Raw genomic sequence first — 16,383 nt, 5'->3', positions numbered from 1 at the left:
TGAAGAAACGACGTTATTCATGGGGTAGCCACCAGTTCGCCAGATGCCGTACATGCTGCGCCTTGAGGATGGTGAAATGGTTGCCCGGTCCACGCCAGACATTGAGATCCGGGGCACACTGGCGCCAGCCGCTGACCATCGCCTGTTGTTCGCGCTGATTGCCCGCCGCATCCAGCACCGGGTCATCGGCCAGCACCAGACGCACCGGCCCGGTGTAGATCTGCGACGGTTGATAACGTGTACGCAACGCCGTACCGAATGCCCGCGCAGGCCCGCGCATTGCGTCCGGCGACGAACGCTGCGGCAACATCCCTGCGCGCACCATCCCGGCATGCAACAAGCGCATCTGGCCGACATCGTCCTGGGCCCGGAAGGCCGCACGATCGATGCCCAGCGACTTGCCCGCAGCCAGTTCCATGGTCTCGATCAAACGCTCCAGTACGCCTATCGCGGTGTAAGGTTTGCCCACCACCCCGTTGCCGCCCGGCGACTCGCTGTCGATCAGTGTCAGCGAAGCCACTTCGCGGCCGCGTGCCGTCAGGCGCTGGGCCATTTCAAAGGCTACCCAGCCGCCGAACGAATGACCGAGCAGATGCACCGGCCCTTCGGGGTGAGTGCTGTCGAGTGCTTGCAGATACGCCTCGGCGGCGGTTTCCACCAGGCTGTAAGGCACCGTGCGGCCATCCAGCCCGCGCGGTTGCAGCCCGTGGATCGGCCAGTGCGGGCCTAATGCCTCGGCCAGACCGATGAAGCCGGTCACACTGTCTCCTGCCCCCGGTACGCAGAACACTGGCGCGTGGTCGCGACGTCCGCCCTGAATCGTCAGCAACGGCCGGTGGGCGCTGTCAGCCTCCCGTAGCCGATCGGGCAGATCAGCCAGCGCCTGGCTGATCGCCTGACCCAGGCCCTCGATATGCGGCGGCTTCATCATGCTCATGTGATCGCCCGCAACCTTGATACTGCGCAACTGACTGACGGGCAGGACGCTGTCCCAACCCAGGTAACCGCTGTGTTTCTGCGAGTTGGGTTGCCACTCGCTGGCAGTGAACAGGTGCAGCGGCACGCTGTTGGGGTAAACCGTGTAATTGGCCTGCGCATGACCGTGAGCCACCTCTCGGTCGAGGTACTGGCAAAGACCCTCGTTCGTGTAGATGTCCAGCTCCGGCGGCAGTGCACCCTGCTCACGGCAGTGCTGCAGGAGCCCGCCGAAATCAAAGTCCTGGCGGTTTGCACGCACTCGCTCCAGGGCCTCCAGAGCCTGCGCGCATTCGCCGCGGGCTTTCCAGAACTGCTCGCAGTGTTCCAGCAGGTGCTGACGGTGGGCGGTATTCAGGTTCCAGCGCTCGCGACCCTGATCCACCAGGCGCGGCATGTAGGTGTCGAGCATGCCGATAAACTCTACCTGCTCGTCCATGCCCTCCAGCTGAATGGCGATTTCGTAGGCCAGAAGCCCACCGAACGACCAGCCCGCCAGGCGATAAGGTCCGTGCGGCTGAACACTGCGCATCGCCCCCAGCAAGCGCGTTGCCAGGCACTCCATGGTCAGCAACTGTTCCTGACCGAGCGGGATGCCGCTCAGCCCATAGACCGGAATATCGCTGTCGATGTGTACCGCCAGCGCCGCGAAGTGCACATCCTGACCGGTAAACTCGTGAACCAGGAACAATGGACGCTGGTTGCCGGTGGTGCGCACCGGCACCAGTTGCTCATGAAGCTGCGCTGCAACCTCTTCGCTGCGGCTGCCCAGCAGGCTGGCCAGGGCGGCCACGCTGGCGTGCTGGAAAACATCGGCCAGGGACACCGCCAAGCCACTCTGCACCAGTTGGTTGACCAGTCGCACGGCCATCAGCGAGTGACCGCCGAGATCGAAGAAGCTGTCATGACGTCCCACCTGCTGTAATTCGAGTACCTCCGCCCAGGCCTTAGCCAGACGAATCTCCAACTCCCCTGCCGGGGCTTCAAACGCATGGCTCGCGAACTGATCCGCTGTCGGCGCTGGCAATGCCTGGACGTCCACCTTGCCATTGAGCGTCAGCGGCAAGTCTGGCAGGCAGATGAAGACGCTCGGGACCATGTATTCCGGCAATCCGGCGCTCAGTTGCGCACGCAGGGCCTCCGGCTCGGGTGCTTCAACGTCAGCGTGCACGGTGTAATACGCCACCAGACGCGTGTCGCCCGGGCTGTCTTCGCGCGCCACCACCACGGAGTTACGCACGCCATCGCACCCATGCAGGCTGCTTTCGACTTCCCCAAGCTCGACGCGGAAGCCACGGACCTTCACCTGGCCATCGTTACGCGCCAGGTATTCGAGGTTGCCGTCCGGCAACCAGCGCGCCAGGTCGCCAGTGCGATAGAGCCGCGCGCCCGCCTGCTGACTGAACGGGTCGTCGCTGAAGCGTTCGGCGCTCAGTTCCGGGCGATTCAGGTAGCCAAGCGCGACCCCGACACCGCCGATGTAGATCTCGCCGACGCTGCCCATCGGCACCGGCTCGCCGCAAACGTCGAGCAGATAGATGCGCACGTTGGCGTTGGGTTTGCCGATCGGCAGGCTCAGGGTGCCTGGCTGCACATCAAACACTTCGTAACGAGTGGCGCACGTAGTGGCCTCGGTTGGGCCATAGCCGTTGAACAGGCGCACTTGGGACGAGTGCTCACGCACCCGGCGGAACGACGCCGGATCCGCCCGTTCGCCACCGCACTCCAGCATGCGCAAGCCGGCCAGGGCTTCGGGAATCAACCCGGCATACAGGTTGAACAAGGCGGTCGAGCTGAACATCACCGTGACTGCGTGGCGTTTGAGCAGGGCGGCAAAGGCAGCCGGCTCAAGCAACACGGAAGGCTCGACGATTATCGACTGGCCGCCATTGAGCAACGCACCCCAGATCTCCGGGCTGCTGGCGTCGAACGCCGGGTTGGAAGAAAACGCCACGCGGTCATCGGCACGGAAGTCGTAGTTATCCCGCACCAGTCGCACGATGCCGTTGTGGGTCACGATCACGCCTTTGGGTATGCCGGTGGAGCCGGAGGTGTAGATGATGCACGCCGGGGTCTCGCCTGCGACTTCATCTGCAAGCGCGACTGGCCCTTGGCCGGCCACTGATAGATCCAGGGTGTCCAGATCGAGTCGCGGCGTCGTTTCAGGTGCTGTCAGCTCGCTGCGGGTCAGCAACATGAGTGCTTCGCTGTCCTCGAGCATGAAGCGCACACGTTCTTCGGGGGCCAGGCGATCCAGCGCCAGGTACGCCGCGCCGCACTTGAGCGTGGCCAGCATACTGGTCAGCAGCTCCACCGAACGATCCAGCAGGATCGCCACTCGGGCTCCCGCTTTCACGCCGTGCTGGCGCAAGTGCTGAGCCAGGGCGTTGGCGCGGCTGTCGAGTTCGGCGTAGGTCAGCGTCTGCTCGCCCTGGCGGGCCGCAATCGCTTGAGGTCGAGACGCTGCATGCGCCTCGAAAAGGCGATGCATCAACGGACCCTGAGGGTAAGCGCGGTCGGTTGCATTGAGACCGCTCAACAGGTGCTCGCGCTCGACCGCATCCACCAATGGCACGTGTTCCAGTATGCGGTGCTCATTGGCGACCATGGCTTCCAGCAGTCGCTGGAAATAGCCCAGGTAACGGTCCATGGTGCTTTCGTCGAACAGCGCCGTGGCGTATTCCAGCGTGCCGATCAATTGATCGCCAACCTCGGTCATGTCCAGCACCAGATCGAACTTGGCCGTGTGGTCGTTTACCGCCACGCCTTGCAGGTTCATGGCGCCGAGCGACAGGTCGGACGTTTCGTTGTTCTGCCAGGACAACATCGCCTGGAAGATCGGGCTGTGGGACATGCTGCGTTGCGGACGAACCACCTCGACCACCTGTTCGAACGGCAGGTCCTGATGGCTCTGCGCTGCCAGCGTCTGACGCTTGACCTGCTGCATCAACGCTTCGACGCTCGGTGCGCCGGAGAGATCGACGCGTATCGCCAGGGTGTTGACGAAGAACCCGATCAGGTCCTCCACTTCGGCCCGCAGGCGGTTGGCCACCGGTGTACCGATCACCACATCATCCTGACCGGCCAGACGCCCCAGCAGCGAGGCCCATGCGACCATCACGGTCATGAACAGCGTGCTGCCATGCCGCTGGCTCAGGGCCTTGAGGCCAAGGGTCAGCTCGGCATCGAGCACCAGGCCGCGAATATTGCCGCTGTAGTCCTGTTGTGCCGGGCGCGGCCGGTCGGTCGGCAAGGTCAGCAAGGCTGGTGCACCGCCCAGGGTCTGCTGCCAGTATTGACGCTGTTGCTGCAGCACGTCGCCGCTCAGCCAGTTGCGCTGCCACACGGCATAGTCGGCGTATTGCACCGGCAAGGTGGGCAACGGATCCTCGGCACCGGCACTGAACGCGGCATAGAGCGCACTCAGCTCACGAGTCAATACATCCGCGGACCAGCCGTCGGAGACGATATGGTGCATGGTCACCAGCAACACGTGATCGTCCTCGGCCATGCGCACCAGACGTCCGCGTACCAGCGGACCGTTGAGCAGATCGAAGCCTTCGTTGGCTTCTTCAGCGGTGATGGCGAGCAGCTGCTCTTCAGCATCCGCCTGCCCGGTCAGCACCTGCAGTTGCAGGCTGAAACCGATATCGGCCGAGGCTATGTGTTGTGCAACGTCCTCGCCATGCACTTGCACGAAGGTCGTACGCAGCACTTCGTGGCGGGCGACGATACGGTCCAGCGCGCGTTTCAGCGCAGGGTTATCCAGAGTGCCACGTAGACGCAGCCCTGCCGGAATATGGTAAGCCGCGCTGCCGCCCTCCAGCTGTGCGAGGAACCACAGACGCTGCTGGGCAAACGACAGCGGCAAGGTCTGGTCGCGGGACACCGGCACGATAGGCGGCTGGCTGCTGCCTTTGGCGTCGGCGAGTATGCGTGCCATGGCGGCCAGTTCAGGCTGGGCGAAGATATCCGCCAGGCCCAGCTCGACACCCAAGTGCTGGCGCACCTGGGAAATCAGGCGCATCGCCAGCAGCGAGTGCCCGCCGAGCTCGAAGAACTGGTCATGACGGCCCACCTGTTCAAGGTTGAGCAGGTTCTGCCAGATCTGCGCCAGCGCCATCTCGGTGTCGCCTTGCGGTTCCACATGTTCACGGCTGGCAAAGGCCTCGGCTTGCGGAGCCGGCAGCGCCTTGCGATCGAGCTTGCGGTTCGGCGTCAATGGCAAGGCGTCGAGGATCACGAACGCACTCGGCAGCATGTACTCGGCCAGCTGCGGCGCTAGCTCAGCGCGCAGGCTGGCGGCATCCAGGCTCGCTTGTGGCTGACCGACCACATAAGCCACCAGGCGTTTGTCTCCCGGAGTGTCTTCCCGGGCGATCACCACCGCCTCCTTGACCCCGGTGCAATTGCCGAGACGGGCTTCGATTTCACCCAGCTCGATACGGAAACCGCGCACCTTGACCTGGAAGTCGTTACGACCCAGGTACTCGATCCGACCGTCGGCCATGTAGCGTGCCAAATCGCCGGTTTTGTACATCCTGGCCTCAGGGCTGTTGCTGAACGGGTCCGCGAGGAAGCGTTCGGCGTTGACCTCTTCAAGATTCAGGTAACCCCGTGCCACGCCGTCGCCACCGATGAAGATCTCACCGGCCACGCCATACGGCACCGGTTGTTGATGGGCATCAAGCAGGTAGATACGCGTGTTGGCCATCGGCTTGCCGATGGTCGCGTTACCGCTGCCTTCGCTGCCAGCTACAGCATCGTGGCTGACGTAGGCCGCGGTGCAGGACACCGTCGCCTCGGTCGGGCCATAGGTGTTGATCAGACGGGTATGCGCCGGGCGCACCTCGTCCCAGAGCTTGAGCTTCTGTGCCGACAATGCGTCGCCGGTGACGTTGATCAAACGGACCTCGGCCAGGCGTTGCGCGGCAGCCTGCGGCTGGTTGTGCCATTCGGCCACCAGCGTGTGCCAGTGCGCAGCAGTCAAGTGCAGAACGGTCGGGTAAATACCGTGATTTTCAGTCCCCTCACTGCCGAAGATCTCGCGGCTTGGTGCCAGAGATGCCCCGGCCAGCAGCGCCGGGAAGATCTCTTCTACCGACAGGTCGAAGTTCAGGGTGTTCTGTTGCAGCACGGTGTCTGTCGGGGCCAGGCCAAACAGGCGCGCCGCATCGGTGCTGTAGTTGACCAGACCGCGATGCTCGATCATCACCCCTTTCGGATTGCCAGTGGAGCCCGAGGTGTAGATCACATACGCCAGGTTGCGCACGCCGAGGGCTTCCACCACCGGGTTATCGTCACGCTCGGTAAAGGTGTTGCGCTGATCATCGTCGAGCAGCACCAGCGGCAAGGTCAGGGTTGGCAAGCGCTTCTGCAGATCACGCTGGGTCAGCAACGCCGCTGGCTGGCTGTCGGTGATCATGTATGCCAGGCGCTCGGCCGGATAGGCGGGGTCAAGTGGTACATAAGCCGCCCCTGCCTTGAGCACACCGAGCAGGCCGATCATCATTTCCACGCCACGCTCGACACAGATCGCCACCCGATCGTCAGGGCCAATGCCCAGGCCGATCAGGTGATGAGCCAGACGGTTGGCCTGACGGTTCAGTTCGGCATAACTCAGTCGCTGCGCCTGGAAAGCCACGGCGATGGCGTCGGGCTGTGCCTGAACCTTTGCTTCGAACAGCTGATGAATCGTGCAGTCGTGCGGGTAAGGCACGTCGGTAGCATTGAGGTCGACCAGTAGGTGCTGGCGTTCCACCGCATCGAGCAACGGCACCTGTTCCAGCAACTGGCGGTCGTCGGCGACCATGGCTTCCAGCAAGCGCTGGAAGTAGCCCATGTAGCGCTGCAGGGTGCTTTCGTCGAACAGTGCCGTGGCGTATTCCAGGGTGCCGATCAATTGATCGCCGACCTCGGTCATGTCCAGCGTCAGGTCGAACTTGGCGGTATGGCCAGCCACTGCGACGCCCTGCAGGCTCATGTCGCCAAGCGCCAGATCGGACGTTTCGTTGTTCTGCCACGACAACATGGCCTGGAAAATCGGGCTGTGGGACAGGCTGCGCTGCGGGCGCACCACCTCAACCACCTGTTCGAACGGCAGGTCCTGATTCGCCTGGGCGGCCAGGGTCTGCTGTTTGACCTGCTGCAACAGACTTTGCACGCTCGGTGTCCCCGAGAGGTCGACGCGCACGGCCAGGGTGTTGACGAAGAACCCGATCAGGTCCTCCACCTCGGCGCGCATGCGGTTGGCCACCGGCGTACCGATGACCACGTCGTCCTGACCGGCCAGACGTCCCAGCAGCGCAGCCCATGCGGCCATGACCGTCATGAACAGGCTGCTGCCATGCCGCTGGCTCAGCGCCTTGAGGCCACGGGTCAGGTCGGCGTCGAGTACCAGCCCGAGCAACTGACCGCTGTAGTCCTGTTGTGCCGGGCGTGGCCGGTCGGTCGGCAAGGTCAGCAAGGCCGGCGCGCCGGCCAGAGTCTGCTGCCAGTACTGGCGCTGTTGCTGCAGCACGTTGCCGCTCAGCCAGTTGCGCTGCCACAGCGCGTAGTCGGCATACTGCACCGGCAACGCTGGCAACGGATCCTCGGCGCCTTCGCTGAACGCTGCATAGAGCAGGCCCAGTTCACGGGTCAACACGCCAGCGGACCAGCCGTCAGAGACGATGTGGTGCATGGTCACCAGCAACACATGGTCGTCATCGGCCATGCGCACCAGGCGTCCGCGCACCAGCGGCCCGTTCACCAGATCAAAGCCCTCTTCGGCCTCTTCTGCGGCGATGGCGAGCAGTTGTTGTTCCGCATCCGCCAGCCCGGTCAGCACCTGCAGTTGCAGGCTGAAGCCGATATCGGTCGGGGCGATGCACTGCAGCGGATCCTGGTCCTGCTCCTGGACAAAGGTCGTACGCAATGCCTCGTGGCGCGCAACGATACGGTCCAGCGCCCGCTTCAGGGCCACTTGATCGAGGCTGCCGCGCAGACGCAGACCGGCTGGAATGTGATAAGCCGCACTGCCGCCGTCCAGCTGCGCGAGGAACCACAGGCGTTGCTGGGCAAACGACAGCGGCAAGGACTGATCGCGGGACACCGGCACGATGGGCTGCTGGCTGCTGCCGGCAGCGTGCGCCACTACCTGAGCCAACGCCGCCAGTTCCGGTTGGGCGAAGATGTCCGCCAGACTCAGCTCGACGCCCATGCGCTGACGCACCTGGGAAATCAGGCGCATTGCCAGCAGCGAGTGCCCGCCCAGTTCGAAGAAGTGGTCATGACGCCCTACTGCTTCCAGGTTGAGCAGGTTCTGCCAGATCTGCGCCAGGGCTTTTTCGCTGGTGCCTTGCGGGGCGACATGTTCACGACTGGCAAAGGCATCGTCCGCCGGGGCCGGCAGGGCCTTGCGATCGAGCTTGCGATTCGGCGTCAGCGGCAGTGCATCAAGCAGCACGAACGCACTTGGCAGCATGTACTCGGCCAGTTGCGGCGCCAGCTCAGCGCGCAGGCTGGCGGCATCCAGGTTCGCTTGTGGCTGGGCGATCACGTAGGCCACGAGACGTTTTTCACCGGGATTGTCCTCCCGAGCGATCACCACCGCTTCCTTGACCCCTTTGCAATTGCCGAGACGGGCTTCGATTTCGCCCAGTTCGATACGGAAACCGCGCACCTTGACCTGGAAGTCGTTACGCCCCAGGTACTCGATACGACCGTCGGCCATGTAGCGTGCCAGGTCACCGGTTTTGTACATCCTGGCATCAGGGCTGTTGCTGAACGGATCAGCGAGGAAACGCTCGGCATTGACCTCTTCAAGGTTCAGGTAACCGCGTGCCACGCCGTCGCCACCGATGAAAATCTCACCGGCCACGCCGTATGGCACTGGCTGCTGGTGTTCGTCGAGCAGGTAGATGCGGGTGTTGGCCATCGGCTTGCCGATGGTCGCGTTACCACTGCCTTCGCTGCCGGCCGCAGCGTCATGGCTGACGTAGGCGGCGGTGCAGGACACCGTCGCTTCGGTCGGCCCGTAAGTGTTGATCAGGCGCGTGTGTTCCGGGCGAACCTCATCCCAGAGCTTGAGTTTCTGTGCCGACAATGCGTCACCCGTAACGTTGATCAGGCGCACCTCGGCCAGGCGTTGTTCAGCAGCCTGCGGCTGGTTGTGCCATTCGGCCACCAGCGTGTGCCAGTGCGCAGCGGTCAAGTGCAGAACGGTCGGGTAAATGCCGTGATTTTCAGTGCCTTCACTGCCGAATATCTCGCGGCTTGGTGCCAGCGTGGCACCGGCCAGCAGTGCTGGGAAGATCTCCTCCACCGACAGGTCGAAGTTAAGGGTGTTTTGTTGCAGCACCGTGTCGCTCTGGGACAGGCCGAACAGGCGTGCAGCATCGACGCTGTAGTTGACCAGGCCGCGGTGTTCGATCATCACGCCCTTCGGGTTGCCGGTGGAACCGGAGGTGTAGATCACATACGCCAGGTTGCGCACGCCGAGGGTCGGTACGACCGGGTTGTCATCACACTCGGTGAAGCCATGGCAATGCTCGTCGTCGAGCAATACCAGCGGCATGGACAGTGCGGGCAAGCGCTCCTGCAAGCCGCGCTGGGTGAGCAATGCTGCTGGCTGACTGTCGTTGATCATGTAGGCCAGACGCTCGGCCGGGTAAGCCGGGTCCAGCGGCACATAGGCAGCACCGGCTTTGAGCACGCCGAGCAGGCCGACTATCATTTTCACCCCACGTTCGACGCAGATCGCCACCCGATCATCAGGGCCGATGCCGAGGCTGATCAGGTGATGAGCCAGACGGTTGGCCTGACGGTTCAAGTCGGCATAGCTCAAGCGCTGCGCCTGGAAAGCCACGGCGATGGCCTCGGGCTGTGCCCGGACCTTTTCTTCGAACAACTGATGAATCGTGGCGTCTTGCGGGTAAGGCACGTTGGTAGCGTTAAGGTCGATCAGCAGATGCTTGCGCTCCACCGCATCAAGCAGTGGCACATGTTCCAGCACCTGGCGGTCATCGGCGACCATGGCGTGCAGCAAGCGCTTCAGGTAGCCCAGATAACGGGCGATGGTGCTTTCATCGAACAACGCGGTGGCGTATTCCAGCGAACCAAGCAGCTGACCCTGCGCTTCGCCGATGTCCAGCGAGAGATCGAACTTGGACAGTGTATGGCCTGCGCTCAGGCTTTCCAGTTGCAGATCGCCGAGGACCAAATCCCCGCCGCTCATGTCCTGCCAGCTGAGCATGGCCTGGAACACCGGGCTGTGCGACAGGCTGCGCACCGGCTTGATCACTTCCACCACTTGTTCGAACGGCAGGTCCTGATGGTCCTGGGCGCCTAAGGTGTTGGTCTTGACCTGCGCCAGCAGAGTCTCTGCCGTGGGCTTGTCGCTGAGGTCGACGCGGATCGCCAGGGTATTGACGAACAGGCCCACCAGCCCTTCGGCTTCACTGCGTGTGCGGTTGGCCACTGGCGTGCCGATGACCACGTCGTCCTGACCGGACAGACGCGCCAGCAGTGCAGCCCAGGCGGCCATGACGGTCATGAACAGGGTGCTGCCGTGACGTTGGCTCAATGCTTTGAGGCCGCGAGTCAGATCTTCGTCGAACACAATGGGCAGCACCGCGCCGGCATAGTCCTGCTGTGCCGGACGCACCCGATCGGTAGGCAACATCAGCAGTGCCGGAGCGTCTGCCAGGGTTTGCTGCCAGTAGTCGCTTTGTTGCTGCAGGAGATCGCCGCTCAGCCAGCGACGCTGCCACACTGCGTAGTCCAGGTATTGCAGCGTCAGTGGCGCCAGCGGGTCGTCCTGGCCCTGGCTGAATGCCGCATAAAGCGCGGCCAGCTCACGGGTCAGCACGCCAATCGACCAGCCATCGGAAACGATGTGGTGCATGGTCAGCAACAGGACGTGATGGTCTTCGGCCATACGGATCAGGCGGCCACGGATCAACGGGCCCTGTTCCAGATCGAAGCCTTGCAGCGACTCTTCGCTGGCCAGTGCCTGAAGCTTCTCCTTGGCATCCACCAGCCCTTGCAGATCATGCAGTTGCAGGTTGAAGCCGGCATCCGCCGGGCTGATCCGTTGCAATGGTTGTTCGTCATCGCCCTGAATGAAGGTGGTGCGCAAGCCCTCATGGCGCGCCACGATGCGCTCCAGCACCCGTTGCATCGCCGCGCGATCCAGCTCGCCACGCAGGCCCAGACCGACAGGCATGTGGTAGGCCGCGCTGGCGCCTTCCATCTTGGCGAGGAACCACAGACGTTGCTGGCCGAACGACAATGGCCAGGCCTGATCGCGTGCCACCGGCACGATATCCGGCAGGATGCTGCGTCCTGCCTGGGCGATGGCCAGCGCCAGTGCACTCAGTTCGGGGTGGGCAAACAACGCGGCCAGGCTCAGTTCGACGCCCAACTGCTGGCGAATCTGCGAAATCAGGCGCATCGCCAGCAATGAATGGCCGCCCAGCTCGAAGAAATGGTCGTGACGGCTGATGCGTTCAAGCTGGAGCAAGTCGCTCCAGATTTGCGCCAGCAGGGTTTCGGTTTCGCCCTGTGGGGCTTCGTAACCACGACGGATCAGTGCATCGGCGTCCGGTGCCGGCAAGGCTTTGCGGTCCAGCTTGCCATTCGGGGTCAGTGGCAGTGCATCGAGCAGTACATAGGCCACCGGGATCATGTAGGCCGGCAATTGCTCCTGCAGCCAGCCGCGCAGGCTGTCGATGTCTACCGAAGCATGGCCTGCGCTCAGGGTGTAATAGGCCACCAGACGCTTGTCGCCCGGTACATCTTCGCGTGCAGCCACCACGGCTTCATGAATGGCTGGGTGTTTGGCCAGGCGTGCATCGATCTCGCCCAGTTCGATGCGGAAGCCGCGGATTTTCACCTGATCGTCGTTACGACCCAGGTATTCGATATTGCCGTCTGGCAGGTAGCGCCCCAGGTCGCCGGTGCGGTACATGCGTGCCGCTGGCTGCGGGCTGAACGGATCTTTGACAAAGCGCTCGGCAGTGAGGTCGTCGCGGTTCAGATAACCCCGCGCCACACCGGCGCCGCCGATGTAGATCTCGCCCGCGACGCCCAGCGGAACAGGCTGTTGCTGTTCATCCAGCAGGTAGAACTGTGTATTGCCGACGGGCTTGCCGATATGAGGAGCGAAGCCGACTTCGCGATCCATCGCCACCCAGCTTGAGTAGGTGGTGGTTTCCGAAGGACCATAGAGGTTGCACAGGCGCTGCACGCCGGTGTTCTCGAACAGCGATTCAACCAGGCTTCGTTTCAGCGCTTCACCGGCCACGTTCACGGTGTGCACCGACCTCGGCAAGCCATCAACGTCCAGCAAGGCCTTGAGCGCTGACGGTACAGTGTTGATCAGGCCGATATCGTGCTCGCCGTGCTGCAGTTCCAGCACGTTCTTGACGACTTCGATGCTGCCGCCCGAGGTCAGCGGCGCGAAGCACTCGTAGACCGCAAGGTCAAAGTTCAGCGAGGTGGAGAACAGCGTTTTTTCCAGTGCAGAGCCGTCGAAAGCGGTGTGCGCCCAGGTCAGGAAGTTAACGGTGTTGCGGTGTTCGATCATCACGCCTTTTGGCAGACCGGTCGAACCGGAGGTGTAGATCAGGTACGCCAGATGCGCTGAAGTCAGCCCTGGCACCTGCGGATTCTGGACGGATTGGTCCTGCCAATCGCTAAGATCAAGATTGATGACAGGTGCCGAAACGTCGGCCAGCAGGCCTTGAGTAGCGGTTTGAGCCAGTACTGCGGCCGGAGCGCTATCCTGCAACATGTAGGCAATACGTTCCGCCGGATAAGCCGGATCCAGCGGCACATACCCGCCGCCCGCCTTGAGAATCGCCAGCAAACCGACGACCATTTCCACGCCGCGTTCAACGCAGATGCCGACGCGGGAATCCGGTTGTACGCCCTGCTTAATCAAAGCATGGGCCAGGCGGTTGGCCTGCTCGTTGAGCTCGCGATACCTCAGACGCTGCTCGCCGTGGACCACTGCCACCCCTTCCGGCGTGCGCTCGACCTGGGCTTCGAACATCCCGTGAATGGTCTGCTGCTGCGGGTAATCCAGCGCGGTAGCGTTCAGGCCATACACCAGATGCTCACGCTCCGCCGCCGACAGAACCGACAAGCCTGCCATCGGCACCTCGCCGGACTGTTCCAGTGCGCTGACCACATTCTCCAGAGTGGTCTGCACATACGCGCAGATGCGTTGCGCATCGATGCAGGCACTGGCTTGAATCGTCAAACTGAAGCCCGTTCCCTCATCGTTTACTGAAAGGGTCAGCGGATAGTTGGTGCGTTCTTCGCCACGCAGGCTTTCAATGCCTTGCCAGGCGTCCAGTGTCTGCTGGTTGGCCTGACCGGCGACATGCCGGTAGTTGAGCAAGGCGCTGAACAGCGGCGTTGAAGCGGCCACGCCACTGCAACGCTGTGCCAGTACCAGCGAGGCGTGTTCATGGGCAAGCAGCCCGCTGAGCCTGGCGTGGGTAGCCTTCAGACCGCTGCGCACGCCCTGCTCGCCCAGCGTGACACGCAACGGCAAGGTGTTGATGAACATCCCCAGCGCCCGGTCAGACCCGGCACCACCCTGCAGGCGGCCGAGCAATACGGTGCCGAACACCACCTCCTCTTTGCCTGACACAGCGCCCAGAACACGTGCCCATGCCAGGTGATACAGACTGGCGGAGCTGACCCCGAACTGCCGGGCCTGCAAGCGCAGGCGGCGGCTCAGGTCCATATCGACCGGCTGGTGCACCTCCTCGATACCGCGACCGTCGCCCTGCACGTCCAGCAGGCCGAACGGCAGCGTCGGCTCATCGATGTCACCGAGCATGTCGCGGAAAAACGCTTCGTGCTCCTCGCGGCTCACGCCGAGCATGGCTTGCGCCACGTAATTGCGGTAAGGCACGGACGGTGGCAGAGAGGCCTGCTGCCCGAGCATGTACGACTCGATTTCGCTGCTGAGAGTGCGCAGCGATGTGGCGTCGTCCACCAGGTGATGGAACAGCAGCATGCCCAGCCAGCGGTCGTTTTCCGCGTCATGTGCATAGCCGATGCGTAACATCGGCGCCTGACGAATGTCCAGACGCGTGTGACGAGGGTCCAGACGCTTGAGCAGTTGTTCGGCGATGTCGCCATCGGCCGGGTTCAGTACCCACTCATCCATACCCAGAGGCGCTTCACGCCAGATCACTTGCACCGCTGCATCGAGACGCTCCCAAAGCACAGCGGTGCGCAGGATATCGTGCCGGTCGATCACGCCTTGCAGTGCCTGGGCGAAACTGTGCAGACGTTCGAGGCTGTCAAAGGCAAACAGTGCGTATTGCAGATACGGGTCACCCTCGGTCGCGGCAAGGTGGTGATACAAAATCCCTTCCTGCAGCGGCGCCAGAGCGTAAATATCCTGCACGTTGGCCAGACCGCCGGGCACACTTGCCACCACGCGGTCGATATCATCCTGGCTCAACGCTGCCAGAGGCAGCATGTCCGGGGTGATGCGCTCGCAGCCGGCGGGAATAAGGTTGGCGGGTACTTCCACTGCACCCTTGCCGCCCACCGCCGCCGCCAGGGCGGACAGGGTCGGCTGACTGAACAGCACGCGCACATCGGCAACCAGATCAATCTGGCGCATGCGCTCGATCAGTTTCACGGCCAGCAGTGAGTGACCGCCCAGTTCGAAGAAGTTGTCATGCCGACCGACCTGCTCCAGTTGCAGCAGGTCTTGCCAGATCCGCGCAATGGCCATCTCGGTGTCGTTTTCAGGTGCTGCGTAGCCACGACTGGCCAGCGCCGAGCGGTCGGGCACCGGCAACGCCCGGCGATCGAGCTTGCCGTTGGCCGTCAGTGGCAACTCATCGAGTTGCACGTAGGCTGCGGGCACCATGTGCTCCGGCAATGCACTCTGCAGATGCTCGCGCAGGCTTTCGATGTCCAGCAGGCTCTCCGGCTGCTGCGCCGTGACATAGGCCACCAGACGCTTGTCGCCGGGCACATCCTCACGACACAACACAACGGCATCGCGGACGTCAGGATATTCAGCCAGACGCGCTTCGATCTCGCCCAGTTCGATACGGAAACCACGAATCTTCACCTGCTCATCGTTGCGCCCCAGGTATTCAAGGCTACCGTCGGCCAGCCAGCGTCCCAGGTCGCCGGTACGGTACATCCGCGCATCCGCTGCGTGGCTGAACGGGTTGTCGAGGAAACGTTCGGCCGTCAGTGCTTCACGGTTCAGGTAGCCCCGAGCCACACCGGCGCCGCCGACATACAGTTCGCCGACCACACCCACCGGCACCGGCTCGCCGCGGGCATCGAGAACATACAGCTGCAAGTCGGGAATGCGCCTGCCGATCGGGCTGGCGCCAAGACGCTGGGCGTCTTCGGGCTGCAACGGGTAATAGGTCACATGCACCGTGGTTTCGGTGATTCCGTACATGTTCACCAGTTGTGTGCCGGCGTTCGCTTGCCGGGCGTACCACGGCTTGAGCATCGCCGTTTCCAGCGCTTCACCACCGAAAATAACCTGACGCAGCGAATGTGCCTGAGTGTTCTCAGCCTGGGCAGCAATCAGTTGACGGAACGCACTTGGCGTCTGGTTGAGCACCGTCACCCCGGCACTGCACAGCAGGTTATAGAAGTCTTCGGGCGAGCGGCTGACCAGTTGCGGGATGATCAACAGACGGCCGCCGTGCAGCAGCGCGCCCCAGATTTCCCAGACCGAGAAGTCGAAGGCGAACGAATGGAACAGCGCCCAGACATCCTGTTCATTGAAGCCGAACCACTCTTCGGTGGCCGAAAACAGCCGCGCAACGTTGCGATGCTCGACCATCACACCCTTGGGCAGACCGGTGGAGCCGGAGGTGTAGATCACATAAGCCAGGTTGGTGGGCTTTACCGGCACCTGCGGATTGCAGACGGATTCGCCCTGCAAGTCATCGTCGAGACTGATCACCGGCACTTCCGAGGCTGGCAAGGTGCTCTGCACTGACCGCTGACTCAACAACGCTACTGGCGCGCTGTCACCAAGGGTGTAGGCCAGCCGTTCAAGGGGGTATGCCGGGTCCAGTGGCACGTATCCAGCGCCGGATTTGAGAATACCCAGCAAGCCGATGATCATCGCCGGACCGCGTTCGACGCAGATCGCCACCCGATCATCCGGACGAACGCCGTGAGCCAGCAGGCGATGGGCAACCTGGTTGGCGCGGGCGTTGAGTTCGCCGTAGCTCAGGGTCTGCGCTTCGAACACCAGCGCCACGGCGTCTGGCTGTTGCGCGGCGCGGGCTTCGAATTGCAGATGAATCGGTGTCTCGCTCGTATAGGCAGTGCCGGGCTGCTTGCACTGTTCAAGCAGCTGCTCGCGCTCGCTGTCCGGCAGTATGGAAATAGCGTGCAACGGGGTCTGCGGCG

At 63.0% G+C, this 16,383-nt stretch carries 1 protein-coding gene (only partly in view); it reads right to left on the bottom strand.

The genetic code is table 11. The features are described from left to right. Positions 1 to 13: 13 nt before the first annotated feature. Positions 14 to 16,383, bottom strand: partial view of a syringopeptin non-ribosomal peptide synthetase SypC gene (gene sypC, locus AC54XV_RS13855; protein ID WP_496716929.1) — the 3' end only. It continues 24,241 nt past the right edge of the window; the window shows 16,370 of its 40,611 coding nt (coding positions 24,242-40,611); the start codon falls outside the window, past its right edge; it ends in the stop codon at positions 14 to 16.

It is taken from the genome of Pseudomonas fragariae (ex Marin et al. 2024) (genome assembly GCF_059621105.1).
Note: the sequence above shows the minus strand (reverse complement) of the source record. Positions and strands in the feature narration are given on the sequence as shown.